This window comes from Armatimonadota bacterium (assembly GCA_029907255.1).
Taxonomy (GTDB): domain Bacteria; phylum Armatimonadota; class UBA5829; order DTJY01; family DTJY01; genus JAIMAU01.
The window spans coordinates 1-22950 of record JARYMF010000014.1 but is presented as its reverse complement, the minus strand read 5'-3'; the positions used below and the strand labels follow the sequence as shown (position 1 = coordinate 22950).

The 22950-nt window shown below is 48.3% G+C and carries 20 protein-coding genes and 1 tRNA gene; 5 read left to right on the top strand and 16 right to left on the bottom strand.

From position 1 onward, the window contains the following. Window positions 1–33 precede the first annotated feature (33 nt). The 5 genes from QHH26_11680 to QHH26_11660 all read right to left on the bottom strand — a co-directional run bounded on the left by QHH26_11680 (window position 34) and on the right by QHH26_11660 (window position 6103). On the bottom strand, window positions 34–1212 hold the full coding sequence (locus QHH26_11680; GenBank protein MDH7482615.1) for a PmoA family protein: 1179 nt from the start codon (window positions 1210–1212) through the stop codon (window positions 34–36). A gap of 41 nt (window positions 1213–1253) precedes the next feature. Next, complete coding sequence (locus QHH26_11675) at window positions 1254–2495, bottom strand: Gfo/Idh/MocA family oxidoreductase (protein MDH7482614.1); 1242 nt, start codon at window positions 2493–2495, stop codon at window positions 1254–1256. Window positions 2496–2602: 107 nt separating this feature from the next. Then, window positions 2603–3862 carry a Gfo/Idh/MocA family oxidoreductase gene (locus tag QHH26_11670; GenBank protein ID MDH7482613.1) on the bottom strand — a complete coding sequence of 420 codons (1260 nt, stop codon included), beginning with the start codon at window positions 3860–3862 and terminating at the stop codon, window positions 2603–2605. Between the two features lie 53 nt (window positions 3863–3915). Continuing rightward, window positions 3916–4875: an FAD:protein FMN transferase gene (locus QHH26_11665; GenBank protein ID MDH7482612.1), complete on the bottom strand. Its 960-nt coding sequence runs from the start codon at window positions 4873–4875 to the stop codon at window positions 3916–3918. A 7-nt stretch (window positions 4876–4882) separates the two neighbouring features. Continuing rightward, on the bottom strand, window positions 4883–6103 hold the full coding sequence (locus QHH26_11660; GenBank protein ID MDH7482611.1) for a Gfo/Idh/MocA family oxidoreductase: 1221 nt from the start codon (window positions 6101–6103) through the stop codon (window positions 4883–4885). 207 nt (window positions 6104–6310) lie between these two features. Here QHH26_11660 and QHH26_11655 point away from each other — a divergent pair, with 207 nt between their 5' ends. Continuing rightward, window positions 6311–7783: a nicotinate phosphoribosyltransferase gene (locus QHH26_11655; protein MDH7482610.1), complete on the top strand. Its 1473-nt coding sequence runs from the start codon at window positions 6311–6313 to the stop codon at window positions 7781–7783. A 33-nt stretch (window positions 7784–7816) separates the two neighbouring features. Here the strand turns inward: QHH26_11655 and QHH26_11650 are convergent, their stop codons facing one another. Next, the gene (locus tag QHH26_11650) at window positions 7817–8530 is read right to left on the bottom strand and encodes a hypothetical protein (protein ID MDH7482609.1); all 714 of its coding nucleotides are present in this window, start codon (window positions 8528–8530) and stop codon (window positions 7817–7819) included. A gap of 204 nt (window positions 8531–8734) precedes the next feature. Here QHH26_11650 and QHH26_11645 point away from each other — a divergent pair, with 204 nt between their 5' ends. Both QHH26_11645 and QHH26_11640 read left to right on the top strand, forming a co-directional pair. Then, window positions 8735–9640, top strand: coding sequence for a hypothetical protein (locus QHH26_11645; GenBank protein ID MDH7482608.1), 906 nt, complete (start codon window positions 8735–8737; stop codon window positions 9638–9640). A gap of 51 nt (window positions 9641–9691) precedes the next feature. Continuing rightward, window positions 9692–11389 (top strand): hypothetical protein, encoded by a 1698-nt coding sequence (locus QHH26_11640; protein MDH7482607.1) that lies wholly within the window; start codon window positions 9692–9694, stop codon window positions 11387–11389. Window positions 11390–11634: 245 nt separating this feature from the next. Here QHH26_11640 and QHH26_11635 read toward each other — a convergent pair whose 3' ends face one another. Further along, entirely contained in the window at window positions 11635–12213 is a 579-nt protein-coding gene (locus QHH26_11635) for a hypothetical protein (protein MDH7482606.1), read from the bottom strand. Window positions 12214–12315: 102 nt separating this feature from the next. Next, window positions 12316–13389 (bottom strand): uroporphyrinogen decarboxylase family protein, encoded by a 1074-nt coding sequence (locus QHH26_11630; protein MDH7482605.1) that lies wholly within the window; start codon window positions 13387–13389, stop codon window positions 12316–12318. 172 nt (window positions 13390–13561) lie between these two features. Here QHH26_11630 and QHH26_11625 point away from each other — a divergent pair, with 172 nt between their 5' ends. Then, window positions 13562–13756: a hypothetical protein gene (locus QHH26_11625; GenBank protein ID MDH7482604.1), complete on the top strand. Its 195-nt coding sequence runs from the start codon at window positions 13562–13564 to the stop codon at window positions 13754–13756. Window positions 13757–14112: 356 nt separating this feature from the next. On the opposite strand, the gene QHH26_11620 is transcribed toward QHH26_11625, so the two are convergent. The 8 genes from QHH26_11620 to QHH26_11585 all read right to left on the bottom strand — a co-directional run bounded on the left by QHH26_11620 (window position 14113) and on the right by QHH26_11585 (window position 21960). After that, a tRNA-Ser gene (locus QHH26_11620) sits at window positions 14113–14201 on the bottom strand. 88 nt (window positions 14202–14289) lie between these two features. Beyond that, a complete protein-coding gene (nagZ, locus tag QHH26_11615) occupies window positions 14290–15891 on the bottom strand; it encodes a beta-N-acetylhexosaminidase (GenBank protein ID MDH7482603.1) in 1602 nt (533 codons plus the stop codon). An 84-nt stretch (window positions 15892–15975) separates the two neighbouring features. Beyond that, a complete protein-coding gene (locus tag QHH26_11610; GenBank protein MDH7482602.1) occupies window positions 15976–16791 on the bottom strand; it encodes a M55 family metallopeptidase in 816 nt (271 codons plus the stop codon). A 399-nt stretch (window positions 16792–17190) separates the two neighbouring features. After that, window positions 17191–17730: a hypothetical protein gene (locus QHH26_11605; GenBank protein MDH7482601.1), complete on the bottom strand. Its 540-nt coding sequence runs from the start codon at window positions 17728–17730 to the stop codon at window positions 17191–17193. Between the two features lie 363 nt (window positions 17731–18093). After that, a complete protein-coding gene (locus QHH26_11600; protein ID MDH7482600.1) occupies window positions 18094–18513 on the bottom strand; it encodes a hypothetical protein in 420 nt (139 codons plus the stop codon). A 167-nt stretch (window positions 18514–18680) separates the two neighbouring features. Beyond that, window positions 18681–20657, bottom strand: a complete 1977-nt coding sequence (gene metG / locus QHH26_11595; protein ID MDH7482599.1) for a methionine--tRNA ligase — start codon at window positions 20655–20657, stop codon at window positions 18681–18683. Between the two features lie 77 nt (window positions 20658–20734). After that, window positions 20735–20956 carry a zinc ribbon domain-containing protein gene (locus QHH26_11590; GenBank protein MDH7482598.1) on the bottom strand — a complete coding sequence of 74 codons (222 nt, stop codon included), beginning with the start codon at window positions 20954–20956 and terminating at the stop codon, window positions 20735–20737. Between the two features lie 11 nt (window positions 20957–20967). Further along, the gene (locus tag QHH26_11585) at window positions 20968–21960 is read right to left on the bottom strand and encodes a stage 0 sporulation family protein (protein MDH7482597.1); all 993 of its coding nucleotides are present in this window, start codon (window positions 21958–21960) and stop codon (window positions 20968–20970) included. Window positions 21961–22310: 350 nt separating this feature from the next. On the opposite strand from QHH26_11585, the gene QHH26_11580 reads away from it, so the two are divergent. Further along, a partial coding sequence (locus tag QHH26_11580; GenBank protein MDH7482596.1) for a PRC-barrel domain-containing protein occupies window positions 22311–22950 on the top strand: 640 nt, incomplete at its 3' end.

Genomic DNA, 22950 nt, shown 5'->3' with positions numbered 1-22950 from the left:
TGTTTCTATGTTTTGCCTGCCTAAAACGCTTCTTTATTCGCAGTCGCTGTATATTTTCACTCCCTTTGTATAGGCTTCAAATGCTTCCTTTGCATTCCCTGAAAGAGCATCGCCTTTGTGGACCCAAAGGCGGTAGCGGTACGTAATCGTTTTGCCAGAATCTATTGTTACTGGGCCCAAACCGGTAAAGCTAGGATTCAGGAATCCATAATACCGATTGCTCCATGCCGTTGGATACACTGGGTTCGATGGATTATCGATAATTGTAACACCGGAGAGCTCAGACGCATCGCCAAATTTGGCAGAAAGGTCGCTCCATTCAAACTGTACGCGGTCAACGTCCCCCTTCTCCTGCCCTTTTGGCGTATAAACAATCGTATCTTTCCTCGGCGCAAAACGCATGCTAAATCCGCCATATCCTCTCTCAGATGAATCTAACGTTATCGGCTTGGAAACCGGCGTCCACTCTAGTTCTATGTCAACCACTCTGCCTACGGCGGTTGTGCGATATGCGGTAACGGTAACAACCTCGTACATAATCTTTGTGCCATCATCGGTATACCATCCGTTTCGCACACTAAACTTGCCGTAGACTGGGCCAAGGTCGACTGAAAGCAGCTTTTCAAAGCGCTGGCGAATACCCACTATTGACCATAGACTGTAGGTTTTGTTTTCTATTTTTACGCTAGGCCAAGCCCAAAAAATGCCACGGTGATGATAATGGTCTTTAGGGAAGTCATCGCTCAGCAACTCACCATTCGGACCATAAACCGGATGAATATAGCATGACCTGCGCCGGTCTTCTGGCACTCCTTCGGCAAGAATCATACCGTAGTTGAATGCGAGAACTGGTTTATTATTCTCTTTGAGGACGATCTGCTTGGCCTTTACATTTTCTAGCGAGAAGCCAACGTGTGTTGAGGAACGACCTTGTATCAGTTTGAAACGTTTTTTAATTACTTTGTCTGATTTTGGCGTTTCAACAATGAAGTATAAAACACCGTTTGTTCGGTCTAGCTGGCATGGAACTTCGCTACCTGAAGGATATTCTTCTAATCTCCAGTCACCCATGTTAACGTTCAGAGCTACTGGTATCGCTACTCCGGTCTGGCTGGAAGGAATATCAATGCTAATGAGCTTGCCACCACTGCTCGCCCCCAACAACACGGATGGCAACACTAGAATAGTTAGGACCAAGAACCCTTTCTTCATGTCATGTCCCTTTCAATCCTGAGGAATTAACGGCTGCGATTCTACACTACGTGAATCTCCATCTCTTTGGGGTCATAAATGACTTTACGCCCCGTCCAAAGAGCCCGAGCCGCCATAATCGAAGCTACCGAATGCGAATAACCGGCCTCGACGCTTGCGTTTGGTGTCTTGCGACTTCTCATGCAGTCGAGCCAATTTTTCATGTGATTTTCGTCCGGTTGCTTTTTAATTTTGATTTCTTCCTTCCATTTCTTGTCGCCGCCGCCACCTTCTCCAGTAACCGTCCAAGTCCTGCAGTCAAGTGTGCCGTTCGTCCCGTAGAATTTGAATGTGTCGGGGCTCGAATTCCCGAACATTGTGGAATAGCTCACCAAGAAGCCCTTTGGATATTCTAGGAGTGCGTGGAAGGTGTCAGCATTCTCACGACCATCTTTCCAAACATAGACACCACCGTGAGCAACTACGCTCGTGGGATAGCTCTCCCCAGTAAGCCAGTGAACAACATCAATCATGTGGCTCAACCACTGGTCAGGAATGCCGCTCGAGAAATCCCTAAAGAGGCGCCATTCCATATACTGGTGTGGGTCCCAAGGGCGGTATTTCTTTCCCATCAAGAACCGTTTCCAGTCCGTATCCTCTTTCCTTACCTCATTCACATCGTCTCGCCGCCAGCGCGGACCAAAGTAGTTCCACGAAACGTCAATCTTGCTGAGAGTGCCGAGGCCACCTCCTTGAATAAACCTAGCGGCAGCTGGATAGATGCCTTCGCTTCGACGCTGTGTGCCAATTTGAACAACACATTTGCTTTCTCGGTATGCCTTAAGCACATTCCTTGCATCTTTCATATCATTTGCCATAGGCTTTTCACAGTAGACGTCCTTGCCTGCTTTGATTGCTTGCAACAGCATCTTTGCGTGCTGGAAGTCGGCGGTCGCAATGATGACGCCGTCAAGATCATCAAGCGCCAGGATGTCTTCAATATAGCGGAACTTGCGCGGTTCATTGCCCCACCATTCCTTTACTTTTGCCGCCCCTCGCTCCAGGTTCAGCGTCCAAATATCGCACACGGCAGTAATTTCCGCATTGCATTCCTTAGATACCTTATACAAATCGTTTGCAAGACTTCGACACCGCTGACCATAGCCTATGATGCCAATTGAGAGGCGATCATTAGCCCCGAGAATTCTTGATGAAGACAACAATCCTGTGCTTGCCAACGCAAGCCCTGTTGCACCTGCAGCAGCTTTGCCAATGAACTCCCTACGTGTGATTTTGTTAGACATAATCAACCTCCAAGATTTTTGGATTAAAATATGCATCCACTATTGAGTTTTAGGCAACCTTATCTTTTGCTAATTAATCACTAATCAGCATGCTGATTCATCTGGCATCATGCCTTGAACATATCGGGCGTGAAAACCAGCTTCTTGCCTTTATCCATTGCTTCGTTTGCAAGAAGGCATGTGACTGTAGCGCGCAGTCCTTCTTCGGCATTGCACGCCGGTTGCTTGCCCTCGCGTATGCACGAAATGAACGATTCCATCTCACTTAGGTAGTCGTCCTTCTTCGCCTCGCTGCCGCTTATTTCCTCACCTTTCTTAGCGGCCTGCTCGTCTAATTTTTTCGTAGCACCGGCATCTAGAAGGATTGCCTCCTTGCCGTCAACTTTTTCCTTGTGTGCAAAATCGCTCCATGCAAGCTTTTCTGCCTTAGGCTCGGGATAAAGCAGTGCCTTGCTTCCCAAAACCAGAGTGCCCTTGTCGCCCATAAACTGCTCGTAGCAGCCATCAAATTGATTTGTGGTCAAAGACTGGAAGTATACTTTGACGCCGCCCGGGTATTCCCAAATGACGTTTACATTATCGTAAACTTCCCGGCCATCCTTCCAATAGTCTATGCCTCCCATACCCATCACAGAAAGAGGCGTCGCCTCAAGAAACCAATTCGTTACATGTAGTAGATGACTGCCCAACTCAGCCATAAGGCCCTGCGAATACTCGCGATACAAACGCCAGTTTAGCAACCTTTCATACTTAGGCTCTGGAACTGCACGACGCCAACTCCCATTTCTGTTCCACATTAGGCGCACATGTGTTATCTTGCCTAAAACGCCTTGCTTCACCAAATCATAAGCGTGATGATACATCGGACTATATCTGCGCTGATGGCCGACCTGCAAGATTTTGCCAGTCTCGCGTGCTGTCTTCACCATTGCCTTTGCCTGGTCAATCGAGTATGCCATCATTTTCTCTGTGAAGACATGCTTTCCGGCTTGCATTGCATCGATTGCCATCTGAGCGTGAAGATAAAGGGGCGTCGCAATGCAAATCACCTGAATATCCTTTCGATCAAGCATCCACCGATAATCTGTATATCCCCTGAGCGTCTGCGCTATCTCCATCCCTTTTTTCAGATGCGGTGGATAGATATCGCATACCGCCGCGACTTTCACCCCGCTAACGCGCATGAGCCGCCCTAAGTCAAGCTGCCCCTGGCTGCCAGTGCCGATGAAACCGCAAACCACTGGTTCTACATCGCTAGCTTTTGCCTTCGATTGGGCCGCTCCAAAGACTCCTACCGACATTGCTGCAACAGCAGCAGCCGAACCCTTAAGGAAATCTCTTCTGCTTAATGAATCCTGTTCTGTCATTTTTACCTCCTGATGAGTACTTTACTTAAAGATTAATAATCAACAGCATTCATCTAAGATGAATGAGTAATCTGTAGATAGCTTCCATCTTTCTGCGCCAAAACTGCGCTTACGTCCGAATGCCTTTTGCAATAGTCACGCGTACCCTCAACACCAAGTACAAAAAAAGCCGTTGAGAGAGCATCGCTTAAGGTAGCTGAGCTAGTTATTGCGCTGGCGCTGAGTAATCCCTCAGCTGGAAAACCTGTTCGTGGGTCTATTATATGACTATATCTCAAACCGTCCAACTCGATGTATTGCTCATATCCGCCAGATGTTGAGAGTGCCTGATTTTTCAAGGTTACGGTTGCTATTACTTCAGACGAATCACTTCCTGAACGGATGCCAATTTTCCAGCCTTCTTCGCCGGGTGGGCATCCAAGCGCATAAATGGTGCTCGTTCCAGCATGTATCAAGCCGCTAGTAACCCCACGCTCTATGAGAAAGGAAGCAATTTCGTCAATAGCATAGCCTTTTCCTATTCCCCCTAAATTGAACTCCATGCCCTCCCTTAGAAACTTCACAGTACACCATTCATCGTCAAATAGGACGTATCTAAAACCCATGCATTTCAGCGCGTCCCGAATGTCCTTGTCCAAAGGAATATGCGATTGCCTACCCCCGCCGGCAAATCCCCACAACCTAACCAAAGGGCCGGATGTAATATCAAAAGCTCCTTCCGTTTCTTCACTTAAACGAGCCGAAAGTTTGAGCAGTTTGTAAAGCCTAGCCTCTACTCTAACTGGTTCCCTCCAAGCGCAGGCATTTAGATAGCAAATCTCGCTATCGGGGATGAAGACGCTCAGCTGGCGCTCCAAAGGCTCTAAAATATCAAGTGCTTCAGCCCCAGCAGCCGTCAAATAATCTTCATCATGCCCCGCAAGTGCAAGCTCAAATAGGCATCCCATTGCACGACGGCGCAAGCGAACAAGGATTTGTCCTTCTGCTTTTGGTTTTTCAAAAGTCGTGTTCATCTGTTTTCTAAACTACTTTTTCCTTTTCGGAATCGAATCGCATGACCTTCTCCTTGCGATAGGATTCAACGCCAAGAGCAATTGCTACCATAACTTTGTAGGCGGTATCGGCGTCGAGATGAGGCTTGTTCCTAGTCCTGATACAATCAAGCCAATTATCCATATGGCTGGGCCGCTCATTGAGAGCAACCCTAATCTCTTGCTTTAAATCCTTGAATTCATTCTCCGGCCGAATAACTACTCCTGGCTCCTCGAAGTACATCGTTGCTTCGTGACCCCTAATCATTTCGGTTATGCCTTGTCTATTCGCCATGGAGGAACAAAGCACGATGGAATGATCACTAGGATAGTCAATAATCATGTGGAAAGTATCAGGCACATCGCGGTCGTGCTGGATATAAATCCCACCACCAGCTGAGACGCGCTTTGGGAACTCAGGACCAAGGGCAATTTGAAGATGCGAAAGTGTGTGATAGAAAAGATCGGTTGCAATCCCGCCTGAGTAATCCCAATATTTCCTCCATCTGAAGTACCGCTCTTTGTCGAACTCCCTCTTTGGAGCAGGGCCAAGCCATGCGTTCCAATCAAGGTTGTCCGGGCTCGCATCTTCATCAATTGGATAGTTCCATTCGCCATTTATGGAGTTTCGGCAGAAGCTCGCGGAAGTCCAAAGCACTTTGCCAATCGCTCCTTCTTTTATCAGCTTGTTTGCCTGCCACCACCTGTCATCAGAACAGGATTGTGCGCCCACCTGAAGGACACGATTTGTCTCTTTGGCAACCTGCGCCACCTTTTTTGCTTCCTCCCACGTGTACGTCATCGGTTTCTCAAGGTACACATCTTTTCCTGCCTGCATGGCATCAATCGCCATGGGCGCATGCCAATGATCCGGTGTTGCGATAACAACGGCATCTATGTCCTTTCTCTCAAGAAGCTTCCGATAGTCGTGATATACTTCTGCGCCAGAGATTTCCTTTGCACGCTGCTTTCGGCGCTCGTAGATGTCGCATACCGCAACAACCGCAACCTTCCCTCCGTTTTTTGACTTCTGAACCAAACTTCTAAGATGACTCGTCCCCTTGTTTCCACAGCCGATAATTCCGACCAGAATGCGGTCGTTCGCACCAATTACCTTAGGTTCAGCAAGTGCGGTATTACTGCTATAAACGCCCAAGCCCAAAGCGGCACCAGCAGCCGCTGAGCCTTTTAGAAAATCACGCCTACTCAATTTATAATCCTCAACCATGTTATCACTCTTTTCTAATTGGCAATGCAAATATTGCCAAGCTAATTGTTTTTTAGTTTAATTTTAATGTTCGCTAAATTTACCGCTCTACCCTTCAGCGACTATTCATATTGCATACATGCAAAATATGATGGCAGGCGAACATTGTGGGTAGAATTGCATTGCAGAAATTCAACGGAGACGAGGAAAATGCGTCCAAGAAATTGCGGCATGTCGCCATTAGGACCTTTATTCACAGACCTTTACGAATTAACAATGATGGCAGGCTATTACTACCATCATAAGCAAAATGAGCCCGCTGTCTTTGAGTATTTCTTCCGCAAACTGCCCAACGACACAGGATTCGCAATCTTCGCTGGACTCGATGACCTGCTTGACGACTTAAGCGATTTTCGCTTTTCCGACGATGACTTAGATTATCTCCGGAGCCTTGGCCTTTTCCCAAAAGACTTTCTGGAGGCAATGAAACATTTTAAATTCGAGGGTGACCTGTGGGCGCCTCCCGAAGGTACACCAATTTTTCCGCATGAACCAGTAGTCAGAGTACAGGCCCCCCTTGCACAGGCACAACTCATTGAAACGCTACTTCTCTGCCGGCTCAACTATCAAACCCTAATAGCTACAAAAGCCGCAAGGGTAAAGTACGCCGCAGAAAACGACCCCGTCCTCGAGTTTGGCCTTCGTAGAGCGCAAGGACCGGATGGCGGAATGAGCGGAACTCGCGCTGCAATAATCGGCGGTTGCGACTCCACATCTAACACCCAAGCGGCAAAATGCTTTGGCGTCCAAGCCGTCGGGACTCAAGCGCACAGCTGGATAATGTCTTTCCCATCGGAGATTGAAGCTTTCCGAGCCTATGCGGAGGTATTTCCCAAGAATCTAATCTTGCTCGTGGATACATATGACACCCTATCAAGTGGCGTGCCCAACGCAATTAAAGTCTTCAAAGAGCTTCGCGCTAAAGGCTGGACGGGCAGGCCAGGAATTCGCATAGACTCAGGTGATTTAGCAAAATTAAGCAAAGAAGCCTACAAAATGCTCGCCGAAGCCGGCTTTGAGGATGCCCTAATTGTGGCATCAAGCGAGCTTGATGAAATGCTAATCGCCGATATCAAACGCCAAGGTGCAAAGGTAAACGCTTGGGGTGTTGGCACCAAGCTCATGACTGGAGGCACAGAACCCGCTCTCGGTGGAGTCTACAAACTTGCGGCAATCTATGAAAACGGCCGCTGGGAGCCAAAGTTTAAGATTACGGATAACCCCGAGAAAATGACAGACCCAGGAATTAAGATGCCAATCAGATTCTACGACAAAAACGGCTTTATCGTAGGGGACGTGATGTTCCAAGATGATGACGAATCTTGGAAGATGGGCGAGGTTGTCTCACACGACCGCATGGTGTTCGAACAAATACTTAGGTTTTCTAGCCACTGTGAGAGGCATCCCCTCCTCCAACCTGTCATGCGCCAAGGAAAGAGACTCGTCCCCCCAAAACCAGTCCCAGAAATTCGAGCTTTCGCCCAGGAGCAAATCAAGCACATCCCGGCGGAAATGCGGCGCCTGGTTAATCCTCAGACCTATTGGGTTGGATTGAGCGACCGCCTTGCCAGAGAAAAGCGCCGTGCCATCGAGGAATTCTGGCAAGCACACGGAAGGAAGTAAACCTAAAAGATTCTTGCTTTTGGAAAATTCGAGCTACTCAGCCTGGCCTCCATTTGTCGAATCCTTGTCAGACTGCCCAGGCACCGACGCAGGGTGCTCGGGCGGAGGCGGAAGCTTCAAGTTTGTCATTTGTTCGGAAATTGCCGGCAAGTATTTTTCCAATGTTCTGCTAATTGCTACAAAGTCAAGCTTGCCGCTGGTCCTGCTTGCAATTACGCGGTCAAACTGCACAATCAATACAAAGATACCCTCAATACCCGGCTTGGCATAGACTCGGCACATGCAAAGCGGTGAATCAACTCGAATAATGCTCCTCCATCCCTTGGTCAAGCCAAGCTTTTGCATGTAGAAGTTGGCAATCTGCTCTCGCTTTACAGCGTTATCTATTCGGTAGGTTACCACCGAAAATTGCTTGAGGCCGGCAGTAGCAGCCTGGAGCTCTTTTGCAATCTCCGAGCTAATTTTCATATATGTCTTTGGGTCAACTGGATGAGCCCCCGGCGCCCCATCTTTTGCTGGCTCAGAAGTTGGAAAATTCTCTGCCATCTTGCCTGCGAATATTGGAACTGCTAAAAGGAAGTGACGAAATGCTGGCAGGAAGTCATCCTCAGCAATGTTGAGCTCAAAATCTACCTTCCCGCCCGGATAGACCGGCAGCGAAGAAAGCATCTCTTCTGCAGGGAAAAGAGGACTAACCATTGTCAAAACAATGAGAGCTGTGCAAGCAAAAGCTGTTCTCGGACTCACGTTAAAAACCTCCTCCTCTAAGAAGCGCTGAAAGCAGTCAGATTTTTCAAACTTTTATGCATCTTTAAATTCGCTTCACAGATACTCCTTTGCGTTTGAAGAATCATCAAAAAAATTATTATTGACAAACCGCTCAAATGCTATTATCTTAAATTTAAGTTCCCATAGCACACTACCCTCTAAGAAAGAAAGGAGGTGAATAGTTTGCTTAGGCGAACTGCTTTAGTGGTAATTGCAGCGGCTTTGATGGCAGTCGTGTTTAGCCCCCATCTGATAGCCCAGACTTCCCCAGTTCCAGAAGCCAGCGTCAAGGGTTCAGGCGCCATCTTGGTTAACCAAACAACCTATGGCGTTTTTGATATCAACGTTGCAAGGTCGGGGAATGTGCTTTTTGGCGGCTTCAAGTATCAAGAGCTTCCCTCAAATTCCTCAATACGTCCATGCGTGATTTATTCACGGTCTGTCACGGGATTGAGGATTGAGGGCAATCACGCCTGGATTCACGCTGTCGGCTGGTGGAACGGAATGGCGGCGAATCTGATGGTGGAAGTCATTGACGATTTGAATCAAGACTGGTTCCACATAGTCGCCAGGCCGCTAAACAGCCCGCTGCCCATCATCTACGACGAGGCAGGCGGTGTAATCAAGGGGGATATTGTCGTTTACTCTGCCCCTCCGATTCCTAATCTGTTCACCAAGGGCCAAGGGACAATAGCCGTAGGAAAGAATATTGGCAAGTTCACCTTTGAGGCATCAAAAATCAACGGAGTGGTAAAAGGCAGTTTGTATTATGTGGAGTACAACCCCTTGATTCCAGCCGTTTCAATCCGTCCTCCCGTTAGAATCTACCTGCCAGCCGTAGAAAACCTCCAAGTATCAGAAAACGTGGCGGTGATGGTCGGCAAGGGCACATTTAACGGACGGCCTGCCTTGATTGAAGTCAAGGCAATAGACAACGCTGCGCCGGATGACCCAAGCGCTACGCTGAGGGATGAATTCTACATCAGGGCATTCCCTCTCACAAGTGACTCGCTGTCGAAGATAGCATATTCGGCAGGCGGTCCATTGACCTCCGGCGACATCGTAGTAATTGTCTATAGAACACCTTGATAACTAAGGGCCGGCGGAGCGAATACTCCCCGGCCCCCATTTTATACAACAATGAATAAAAAGGCTTCGGTTTTTCTAACTATTGTAGCAATAGCATCTTTGACTGCTCTACCTTCGTACGCCGCATTCTGGGATGTTGAGCAGGTCTACAGCGGTGGATTCGCTAATGGCGACTGTTCCATCGCAATTGGCCCTGAAAACATCCCTTCGATAAGCTACACAGCGGCTGGGGATCTTTACTTAGCTTCAAAAGTCCTCGGAGGGTGGGATTCAACACGCGTTACAGCCGCAGGATCCGCAGGGGGATACTCATCGCTTGCCTTTACCCCAGATGGTCAGCCGTGTATTGCCTATATTGAATGCCCTGACTACTTCGGAGTTTTGCTTCGATTCGCTTATAAACAATATGGAAACTGGAATTTTGAGACTGTGCAAGATATCGGCTGGCTTCCGAGCAATATTTCTCTAGGATTCAACTCTTCGGGGAAGCCTTGTATAGCTTTCTGCCGCGCAGTTGGCGAATTATTCAGAGTTAGTTTCGCACGTCGAATTGATTCGGGCGTTTGGTTTACTGAGGATATTGCCCAAATCGGGGATGTAACGAAACCAGCCATGGTCATCAACGGCAATGACATATATATTGCTTTTGTAGACCCGTCCTCATCTGAGTTGAAGCTGGCAACAAGCAAAGGCGATGGCCAGTGGAATGTCAAAACCCTTGATGGGAGTTCTTCATCCCCAGTTTTCGGACAGTCGGCCATTGCTTTAGGTCCCGATGGCACCCCTTGCGTAGCTTACTTCCAATTGTCGCTCGATAGGGCGGAGCTTAAGTTCCTGAGAATAGCGGCATCCTTCGTGCCGGAAACAGTGGCAACGTTCTCGATGGGGTTTTTCTACAACTGTGCCCTTTCTATAACGCAGGGCGGCATACCCATGATTGGCTACTTCGACCCCTCCACAGGAAAGTTAATGAATGCGTGGAAATTCGGGGGCAGGTGGTTCACCGAAGAAATTGACCCGCTTCCACCACCAGGCGGGCACTTGAGCTACGCACTAGATTCTTTGGGCAACGTTAACGCCGCCTACTTTGACTGCCAGGACTACAACGTTAAGTTCGCTTCGGCGCTGGCGCCTGTAACTATCGCTGAGGCGAAGCGCCTGCCCGACAACAGCTTAGTCCAAATCTCAGGCGCCGTTGCATCCACCGCCAAAGATGAAATCGGCAATTGCATATATGTGCAAAATGCTGACCGAGGCTGTGGAATCCAACTTTATTTTTCGGATGTTCCGCCCGTAGCTCGCGGAATGGTGCTCGACATCCAAGGTATGATGGCAACGGTTAATGGCGAGAGGGCTATTCTCGACCCAGACTTAGTTGAAATTAGCGCGCCCATCTCTCTCAAGCCCGTCGGGCTGAAGAATTCCGACATAGGAGGCTCCGACTTCCATTACTCCGTGGGCCCGCCTGCTGTTGGGCAAAAAGGCGTACTTGGGGGAACTGGCTTGAACAACATTGGCCTCCTCGTCCGAACTTGGGGGCATGTCGAATCCGTGGGAACAGATTGGTTTGTAATCAACGACGGCTCAAATGCCCACCTAAAATGCTACGCTCCAAACCTCACACTGCCCGGGTTGAACAGCCTTGTTATGGTAACGGGGATTAGTTCTTGCGAGGAAAGCAGCTCCAATCTCCTCCGCCTGCTCAAGGTCCGCTCACAAAACGATATAGTTATTCTCTTTCAGCCCTAGATTCACAAACCGCAATGCCTGCACTTCAACCCTTTGGGTTATGAATGGACTGCGGCGGGATGAAGGAGAATAAACCCCAAAGAAATTAAGAACCAAATTAGCCAGCCAAATTCGATTAGCCAACTGCAGTGCCTAGCTGTCATACTCCACTCCCCCTGAACAATCCCTTGTTTCCAACAGATTGCTCTACTAGGAGTACGCTTCTTTGGGGCTATCTGGTTCCCAGGGCAAACAAGCCTACCAAATTAACCCGGTGGAGGAGGAGGGAGATCGCTGTCTACAAATATATTTGCAGTTCCGCTCTTTGTAGGGTCTGCTTTGCTTGTGCCGATAACGTGATAATCGCCATTTCTCGAGGGAGCAGTGTATTCTGCCGAAGTCTCACTCAAAGGAACAATGGTGCCGCCGTTGGTTTCCTGTACCCTCCAGTTAACAGGTACGTTTGAATAGAACGTTACCTTCCCACCTGGCCTAAGTGCGACACTGCTTGGGTCTATGATAACGCTAGTCCCATTGGCGGCAACGAATACCGTCGCAATTGCCACCTTAGTAGGGTTTGCCTTGCTTGTCGCAACAATATGATAAGTCCCAGCCACGTTCGGAGCGGTGTAAACTCCGCCTGTTGTTATAGTACCCCCATTAAGCTCAGCTACCCGCCAGTCAACAGGCTCGCTTGCTGTGAATGTTTTCGTCCCCCCAACGTTGAGGGTAACGGAGCTAGGGCTAATTGTGAGGGACGAACCGCCTCCACCGCCGCCGCCTCCGCATCCGGCAATCATTAATCCAAATGCTAGAATTATTGCTAGAGAGGTGTATCTTGCCATTTGTGTTACTCCGCATTAGTTTTGATTGTGGAAAGTTGTAAATATTGGCGAATCGAAGGACTTTCTCTTGCTCCAATTTGCTCGGTTTTCTCAGATGAAAATTTAAATATTGATTGGGTATTTTCCCCATTTGAGCGTTGCTTCCACCATTGCGCGGAAGTTCTCGGAAGGAACGTAGTAAGGCACGGTGTTGCTAGAACCAACGCAGTACCCACCGCCCGGCGCAATATCGCGTATTCTTTCCTTAACCTCTTCTTCTACCTCCTCGGGCGTGCCTCTGGTGAGCGTGTATCCTAGGTCAATGTTTCCAATCAAGCAAACGCGGTCACCAATCTTCTCCTTAAGCTCTTTTATGTCCATCGCCTTCGGCTCAATCGGATGCAGGGCGCTGAATCCGATGTCGTCTATCAGGTCATCCATTACCTGCCAAAGGTCGCCGTCAGAGTGATACATATATGGGACGTCTATCTTGCGCGCTAGGTTCCCAATGCGCTTGAACCACGGGAATATGTGCTTCCTTAGGAACGACGGCGAAACCATTAAGCCTTCCGTGTATGCGATGTCGTCGGAAAGCCAAAGAGCCCCGATGTTTTCCTGCTCGGATATTACTTCGAAGATTTCGTAGATTATCTCCCCGCACTTGTGGCACATGGCTTCGATTAACTCTGGTTCTTCAACCATCGCATAGGAGAATGTCTCAAATCCCATCAAACACCAAGCGTTGGTGAAGATGTCGCCTTGGTGGCCTATTATCTGCATGCCATCCGGGAGTATCTTGTTCGCTTGGTCAAAGATGCTAAAATCAACATCCTCAACGTCCATCCAAGGGTAGGTCTCGAAATCTTCCAGGGTTGTAATTATTCCCTCGCCTTCTGGAGCATACTGAATGCTCACTTCGGTATCTGTGTCTGCGGCTTTGCCAGCTCCCTTGCGAACGCCCTCCTTTGGCACTCTGCCCTCGGGATTCCAGTTATAAATTGGGGTTACCTTCAGGTAGTCATAGCCCGCCTTCGCGTAAAATTCTGCGTAGTCCTCGAGAGTTTTTGCCTCTCGTCCGATAAATTGCGGCATAACTGTCGGACTAATGCCCAATTCGCACAGCGGAACTCTGTCGGGTTCTCCATCGCAGGTTAAAGCCTTGCGAAGGCGCTCAAAGTCGGGGATTGGTTCAAACAACGATTATTCCTCCTATCCTCAGCTTGCATATTCTATCACGTCGAGCTGAGAGGGTCAATATACGTACCTCGAATTGCCGCCGATGAACTGGACCTTTTGTTTGCTTTGTAGATTTTTAGCTTACCATTGCTGATTAAATATGCTCTCCGAGCCTGGATTGGATGCGCCTTAGATGGCAAGCGCAACCAAGGAATTATCCTTTGTTGCAAAGCGATGGTACACAATAACCATCGGATGGTACACAAGTACCAAGCGATGGTACACAAGAACCATCCGATGGTACACAATAACCATCCGATGGTATAAAGCAACCATTGGATGGTACACGACAACCATCCGATGGTACCCAAGCACCAAGCGATGGTAACAAGGTAAATATTGGCTATTTAAGCTTGCAATGGATTCGCTGGATGCGGCAATCTTCTTGGAAAAAGCTACAAGCCTCTTGTTTCTCAAGCTCAATAACGTAGCTCTTGCACTGAGCGAAACTGGGATTGGGAAAAAGCGCCGTGGATATTAGTTTTTATTTTATCTTGGTCTTTTATGCACGGGCTTCTGGGACTTTAGGTTGGGATATTCAGCACAGCTTTTTTTGATTATTTATGCATTTGGTAATTTTCCTTATGCCCGCATTTGGGCGGGTTTATTTTGCGGCAGGGAATTTGGAGATGCGCAGGCGGCGGAAGGTTGAATATCTTGGAAAACTGCAGTCACTTAATGGAATGGCGGAGGGGGCGAGATTCGAACTCGCGCTGGCTCATCACCAGGACGGTTTTCAAGACCGCTCCGATAAACCACTCCGGCACCCCTCCGCTCGTTTTTATTATAGCAGAATTGGGGCGAATCGTGAAGAGATGGAAAATTTTTGCAGGCTGAATTGGATGTTTAGGCTTCGGCTTGTTAGAAGCTAACGCCAGCTCCGAAATCTGCGTATCCGGGAACGCTTACGGGGAGGCGGCCGCTTGGCCTTACCTTGCCAAATATCAAATCTGCGGTGGCTTGCACGGTTGCCGCAGGGTATCCGTAAGTTGCTATGCACGTCCTCGAATCGGGGAAATGCCGCAGGTCGTATGGTTCCCTTACGGTTACAATCACGGCGGGAGTTTTGGAATTCAGCATGCGGCTAACAAATTCGGCTTGGATTTTTTCTTTAATAAAGCCTCTCGTCCATGGCTCCGAAGGACAAGTTGTTAGAAGCGCAACTTTCGACTGCTTCATTAATTGGTTTATCTGAGAAATTTCTTCAGGGCTGGGCGAAGCACTTACGCGAATATGCTTTGTATTTTTGTGATATTTCTTTATTGCTTGGGCGAATGACTCGGTCGCTGGGTGCATCCCCAGCACAAGTATTTGGTCATTTTCGCCAAGCTTGAGCGGCAGTATTTTGTCTTTGTTCCTAAGCACGGTTACGGCTTTGTGTGCTATTTCGAGTTCGAGATTGCGGTGGTCATCTGCGCCGATGACCGTTCGAAGCTTTTCCACCTTAACAAAGCGTTTTGACTCGATGTCGAATTTTTTCTTTGCGGCGAGTATCCTTTCGACAGCCTCATCCACTCTCTGCTCTGGTACTTCGCCTGATTCAACTGCTCGGATTAACGCATCTCGGATTTCTGCCTGAACTTCGAGAGTGTGGCAAGCGAGCAGGATATCTACGCCGGCGTTTAAGGCGAGAATTGCGGCTTCGGCGGTGCCGAAGTTGTCGGCGATGGCTTTCATTTCTAGACAGTCGGTAACGATAAGGCCGTCGAATCCCATTTCTTCTCTGAGGAGATTGGTGAGAATGCTTTTTGAAAGGGTTGCTGGCAGTTTGCCATCGAGTGCGGCAAAGGCAATGTGGCTTGTCATGATTGACGCCACGCCGGCTTTTATTGCCTCGGCGAAGGGTTTTAGTTCGACTGCGTTCAGGCGCTCGCGGTCATACGGGATAACAGGCAGTGAAAGGTGAGTATCAACCGAAGTATCGCCGTGTCCGGGGAAATGCTTGGCACAAGCAAGGATTCCACCGGATTGGTAGCCTTTTATGGCGGCAACTCCCAGCTCTGCGACAAGTTCAGGTGATTCGCCGTACGACCGTACGCCGATGATGGGGTTATCTGGATTGATGTTTACGTCAACGCATGGTGCGAAGTTAAAATTAACGCCGACCGCTAACAGCTCCTCAGCACTTGTATTCGCTGCTTTATAGCAGTAATCCGGCGATCTTGTAGCTCCGAGAGCCATGTTCCCTGGAAAGATGGTGAATGGATCCTTAAGGCGCGTAACTAGCCCGCCTTCTTGGTCAGCCGCTATAAAAAGAGGGAGCTTCGAAAGGCTTTGAAGCTCGTTTAGGGTATTTGCAACCTGCTCCGGACTTTGAACGTTCCTTCCAAGAAGGATAATTCCGCCTACTTTGAATTCTTCAACGAGCGCACGAGCGTGAGCGGACACTTTCAGGTTTTCTTCGGCCGTTTCGCCCTGCCAGCCGAACATTAGGAGCTGTCCGATTTTCTCTTTTAGATTCATATCTACCATTTGTGATAATTCGACTTTCTGGTTAATTGAGCAAACAGCGTTGGCTCTACATTATCCAAATAGTTTTTTTACCCATTATGCGGCTGTTCCCGCCAAGTCCAACATTGTTAGAAATCCACGATAAAGATTGTGGAAGTCTTCTGACTCGTAGCCGACTGTTACGGCATCCAACCTCCTTGAGCCAGGCATGATTTCTGCGCGGTCCGCACAGCCAGCGTGTGTAAAGGATATCGCTAATCGGATGGGGGGTTCCAATGTAAATGGTTCCAGCTCCGATAGCCGCTCGACGGCTGACTTTGCGGCGGCTTTAATCCGCTCACATGCAATTTCGGGATGCAAGCTTTTGGCTGAAGCCCTCGTTATGGGCTCTTTTACTGCTACCGTTTCAACTGCGCCGAGGATAGACAACGCTTCGTTGCAGACAGCGGAATCTCCGGTCACAAGGGCGACGGGGACTCCGAAGTATCCTGCGACTGCCGCATTTATCATAACCTCGCCGGCAGGCTGTCCATTTAATCTAACCTCGGCTACATAATCGGTGTACGTGTGGGAACACACTGCCTGCGTTCCAGCGCCGCCGTGGTAGCCCACAAAGAAAGCCCCGTCGAATGATTCATCAATCCCTTGCATCATCGAAAGGGGCTTGGTATTCCCTAGGATTAGCCTAGCTCTTTTATCCAATTCCAACGGTATAAGGTTTTTTTGGGTTCCATGGGCATCATTCACCAATACCTCGGTTGCGCCGCCTTCGAACGCTCCTGCCACTGCGGCGTTTGCTTCGCGCGTCATCTGCAGTCTCATATCGTACTGCTGGCCGCTTTCTGCCGAATATTGGTGAAAGTGTACCAGTCCCGTTATCCCTTCAATATCTACTGAGATATAAATCTTCAACGGGTGGTCTCCATAATGCAAACAGCCCGCTTTTTCTTTATTATAACTACGCTTGCTCAGGTAGTCAACCAGTTTCAGAGAAAAAATGATAACGTTTTCATAATTTTATCTGCAAGCCCCAACAACTCCTTCGTTTCTGTAGACATTTTTCTCCGAGCGGCGCACCAAATGATATGGTTTGCAATTTTCTTTTAGGTATCGTTACACCAACTTTTTGTTTTGGACTCTCGCTCAAGAATTTGCTGACCTTTTGCGGCGGAGGGAGGATTCCAGAAGGCAAATGAAGTTGAAAATTTTGAAGGTAGAAGGAAGAGAAACCCTGGAAATATGCTCCCACAGGAGGTGCAGATTTTTTAAATTAGTGATTTATCGTATTCGTAGTTTTACTTTGGCTTTTGGCTAAAGGTTTGCGGTTGTAGGCGTTGGCGACAAATTTGATGCAGAAGGTGCTTCACTTCGCTTTTGGCTGGGATTAGCAATCTCCATTCCAAGAGCGGCTAGCTCTTTTAGACGCGCGATTTCCTTGTCAATGTCAATCTCATCAATTCTGCGATCGTCAAGTGCGTTGATTATGCGTTCTGCAAGTCGGATTGCGCCGAGAACAAGGATTTCGTTTTCGTAGTCAACGTACACATGGAAGCGGCCTCTAGGATCTATTCGCCAGTTCCATTGTGTCTCGCCTTTAAGAATCTTAGTTTTTTGAACTTGACCCTGCAATTCGATAATAAGATGCTCGAAAAGGTGTGGAATCTCGGTATTTCGGCATTCTTTCTTGAATGTGTATCCGTTGTCATTGTCGCATCTGTGTCGGGCTAAATGCGGAAATAGCTTAAAGAGCAAGCGAGGGATATGCGGAGCATGTTCTGTCGAGTATCGAGTCGGGTCAGACATCTCGACGACCAATTTGACCCTGTTTTGGTCATAGAAAAGTATCTCCACGACTCTCAAGGGCGACGAGTACCTCTACATTAATTTGAAGGCTATATGCCCGTTAGAACAGTGGTCGCGAGGACTGTGTGTACCACGAGAACACTTTCGTTGAATCGGATGAGGTTGAATAGCATGGCTATTCAACTTGGAACGTGCCTTCTGCGCATAAGTGTATCACATGTCTTTGTTGTTGTAAAGGGAGAAATAAAAATCTTTTAGAAATCTTTGCAGGTTTTTTGCAGACCTTTCGTTGCAGAAATGCAACATACTCTACATTCCTAGTCAACTTTTTCCGATAAAAGAAAGCGCCCCTATCCAATATAGGAAGAGACGCTGGTAGTTAATCTTTTTAAGTATTCTCTTTATTTCCCTTTAAGGATTTTGGCTTGGCGTGCCCATTTGACGAGGCGTCCTTTGTGAATTGTTTGGGCTCATTGGGGGCATCATTCCGCCCGGTGTTGCTGGCACCGCAGGTGAAATGGTCGTCTCCTTGACCTTTTTGAGAGTATCAGCGGTAAACTGATAAATCGTGCCGCCCATTACTACATACACATACTTTTCATTGGCGGCGATTGACATACCACCTAGACCCATCATGGGCCGACGCATCATATTCATGTCGCCCATGGGTGGTTGGCTTGGAGGTTGGGCTGGTGCAGGCCGCTCATCAAGACCAGGCGGCACTTGAGCAAGCGCATGTCTGGGATTGCTCGCCAGGATTGCGATTATGCTGACTAGCACCACCAGCACTAACACTGCGATTAAGACCTTTCCTTGCTTGCTTGAAAACATTTTGTTTTCCTCCTCTTGTGTGGGATAGGCGCGAATTGCGCTCGCATTTAAGCAATCATGCGCTATTCAATTAGACTATTCCAAATCCAATAATGTTTTAAAAGCAGCTGACAAAACCAGCAACAAAAAGAGCGGAGACTTCTGCAAGAGTCTCCGCTCTCTTTGGATTATCTTACGCCAGAGCCAGGCGGAACTTCTTTATCGGGTTGTAATAACACCGCAGTGCCGCCAACGTCTGCCGCCAAAAGCATACCCTTTGATTCCACGCCGCGGATTTTTGCGGGAGCCAGGTTAGCTACTACAACAATTTCACGCCCCACCAATTCCTCAGGCGAATACCATTGAGCTATTCCTGCAACAATTTGTCTTTGCTCTGTTCCTAAATCAACCTTAAGCTGGAGGAGCTTGTCAGCCCCAGCAACTTTATCGGCGGCAACAATCCTTCCGATACGCAGGTCAATTTTCTTGAATTCTTCAAACGAAATTTGCTCCACTTGCTTATCCTCCTTGCGTTCTTCCACCACCGCCGGTGCGGGGCGTTTACTTTCGTCAGCCTGAGTTAAAGCAATCTTTTTGGTCTCTATTCGCGGAAATATCGGCTTAGGTTCGGCTGTGCGTGTTCCAGGCTTCAATTTTCCCCAAGCTGCTGCATCATCCCAAGACTGCTTTGAAAGCGGCTCGGGTATGCCAAGCTGGCTCCAAATAGCTTGCGAAACCGTAGGCATAAAAGGTTGTATGACAATTGCAATTGCACGAACTGTTTCGAGCACTGTATACAGTATGGTATCCAAGCGCAAGCCGTTTGTTTCATCTTTTGCAAGTCGCCAAGGCGCTTGTTCTTCCAGATACTTGTTTGTGCGCGCGATTACACCCCAAATCGAACTAAGCGCCTCGCTGAACTGCAGGCGGTCAATGCATTCCGCAACCTCTTCGACCATTTTCAAGACCATGTCAGCAAGGTTTCTGCTTTGCTCATCGTCAGCCGCCGGTTTGGGCACGACACCACCCCGATAGCGGTGTAGAAGCGGCAGAGTTCGATTCAGGAGGTTTCCAAGGTCGTTTGCTAAATCTGAGTTAAATCGCCCAATCAAACCAGCACGTGAAAAATCGCCATCTAACCCAAAAGTTACTTCACGCATAAGGTAGTAGCGCACCGCATCTATGGCGATATCCACGTCTGCTCCCGACATGGCGGCAATTTCTTCTGCGAGCTGCACCGGCGCGACAACATTCCCCTTTGATTTCGACATCTTCTCACCCTCGGCGGTCCAGAACCCATGCGCATATATACGCTTAGGAAGCGGCAAATCTAAGCCCATTAGCATGGCAGGCCACAACGTGGAATGGAACCTTACGAAGATATCCTTTGCCATAAGTTGAACATCGGGTGGCCATACTTCGGCAAACTTCCGTTCATCTGACAAATATCCTGCCATGGTGAGATAATTAAGAAGGGCGTCGAACCAAACGTAGATGACTTTCTCTGGATCGCCGGGGACTGGGATGCCCCACCCATAGGAAGCTCGCGTTACACAAGCGTCTCTTAGACCAGCTTTGATAAAGCTGATCACCTCGTTCTTTCTGAATTCTGGGCCAAGAAAATCTGGATGCGATTCAATATATTTAAGCAGGCGATCGCCGTATGCCGAGAGTCGGAAGAAATAATTCTCTTCTTCTACCCAGCGAACTGGCCTTCTGCACTCAGGATTGGGGCACAAGCCATCGACGACTTCGGATTCTCGGAAAAAGGTTTCATCGTAGATGCAGTACCATCCTTTATAGAAGTCCTTGTAAATATCCCCGCTTTTAAGCAGTTTTTCGAACACTGCTTCTACAACTCGACGGTGTCTTTCCTCGGTTGTGCGGATGAAGTCATCGTAAGCAATGTGCATGCGCTTCCAAGTCTCAAGATATTCGGAGACGATTTCATTCACAAACTCTTGAGGTGTCTGCCCCTTTGCCTCAGCAGCCTCTGCAACTTTCGGCGCATTTTCATCGGTGCCTGTGCCAAACAGCACTCGGAATCCTTGCAGACGCTTGAACCGCGCTAGGACATCCGCGGCAGTAGTGGTGTACGTATGGCCAATATGTGGCACATCATTCACATAGTAAATAGGTGTTGTGATGTAGAATACTTTGTCAATTTTTCCACACACGAAAGAAACCCCTTCTTAATTAACAAACTTCCAATTGAGGCTTATTACGCTTTCGCGGGCAACTTTTATTTGCAACCCGCGCAGCTTGATTTTTGACAGCTTGCACAGCTGGATGAGCCTGAACTCGAAGATGAGCTGCTACCACGCGAGTAAAATGCAGATATTAGACGGCGCACTTCGGAAGCCCCGCAGTTGGGACACTCTATGCCGCTTGCTGCAGAGTTAATATTGCAGAGTTTCTCAAACCGCGTTTTACAATTTTGGCACTCAAACTCATAGATTGGCATTGTCTAATCTTCTACTGCTCCTTCTGCGTTTTGTAGTCGCTAGGAATCTCTTGGAATCGCTCATCCCTGGGCTCAAAATCGCCCTCTTCTTGGTTTATCAAATGCGCAGAACAATTTTCTGCAGGACATTTGCACGTTGGAGGCGGTTGAAATTCGGCTCCCCTTTGCTCGTCTTCCACTCCGTCATTTCCTTCTTTGGATAAGGTACAAACTACTTTAACCTCGGAAGCGGGATAGTGGCCAATGATTCCCTCGCCGAAGTCAATTGTAAGCATCTCTTTAATAATGTTTACCTCTGTTACTTTGCCCGGACCTCTTGGCGTCATTACCGTGGAGCCAACTGCTGGAAGCCTTGACTTTGCCTCCTTATAGATTGGATATTCGAATTTCAAACAGCACATTAACTTGCCACATATGCCGGAAAACTTGATGGGATTGAGGAAAAGGCTTTGCTCTTTTGCCATTTTCATGGAGACTGGTTCGAAATCCTTTAGAAAGGTTGCGCAGCACAACGCTCGCCCGCACATCCCCAAGCCGCCAAAGAACTTGGCTTCATCGCGCACGCCGACTTGGTGAAGCTGAACCTTTATTCGCAAAGTGCTTGCCAAGTCCTTTACAAGCTCGCGAAAATCAACCCGTGTTTCGGCGGCAAAATAAAATGTCACCTGAGAACCGTCAAATGAGTAATCCGCTTCGATTAGCTTCATTGGCAGGTTGTGTTTTTGGATTTTTTCAGCACAAACTTGAAAAGCGTACTCTTCTTTCTGTCTGTTGCTCTCCTCACGTTCGAAATCCTCAGGCGTCGCCTTACGGAGAATACTTCTCAAAGGCGGCACTATTTCTTCCTCGGGAACCTCGCGGATTTCGGTCATTACCTGGCCTAATTCGGTGCCGCGCGCAGTCTCGGCAATGACGAAATCACCTTCCTGCAAGTCAAGCCCGGCAGGATCAAAATAGTAAATCTTCCCAACCTTTTTAAAGCACACTCCAACAACTAATGGCATTCTTTATGTTTCCTCAATGGGCTATTGACACTCAATAGCCCACTTGGATGTGTAAGAATTAAAGTTCTGCGCCCAGTGCCACCGGGTGCTTCCAAGGAGATACATTTTCTTATAGCTTAATTATTAACCCCTGTGGCTTCGTATTTGCGAGAGCAAAGCGATGCTCGCAAATGACAAAGTATTCTAACATAGCAAAGTTAAGATTATCAAGCATTCTAGATACCTTCGCAAAGTGTTTGCCAATTAAGCACACCGCCTTGCATATTTCTTTCCATTGTCAAAAAGTTTGAGCACGGCATTCTAGGGTAAATGAAATCAGGAAATATTTAAAGATAGGAGGGGTGATGCTGATGACTGAAATATCGATGGAAGAACCGGGTACCCACGAGCCATTGATTTTAGAAAAGCTCAGCGACCTTGAAGATCAAGAAGATTATCTCAATCATTATCCCGACATCCGTGGCCATGCGGTAGTCAATCCTCTTGGCGAGGAAGTTGGAATTGTTGAAGACCTTTATGTGAATCCGCGCAACCGTCAAGTAGAAATGGCGGCAATCGAGTTCAACGGCATGGTTGGGGTGGGCGGAAAACACGTCCTAGTTCCGGTTGAAGAGCTAGAAATTCTCGATGATGCGGTTCGTATCCTGACTCACGTAGAGAAAATTCGCTTGGCACCGGAGTTTCATGAGGGGGCCCCCGCATTTGAGCCCTACTACGAATATTGGTCCAGCCAGGCGGTTGGGCCAAGCGAGGAACCTGGCAGCGGGTATGTGAGGCCACCAGGGCGTCTCACGCTTGCCGGCGAACAAGAAGAAGTGGAGATAGAAGAGGAGGAAGAGATAGAGGAAGAAGAGGAAGAAGATGAAGAGGAAGAAGAGGTCGTCGGCGCCGCCAAGGATAAGAAGAAAGGCAAGAAAAAGAAGAAGAAACACGTCCAGGTCGAGTACGATCCCGATCGCGACACGGTCATCGTTCGCCGCAAGCACCGCC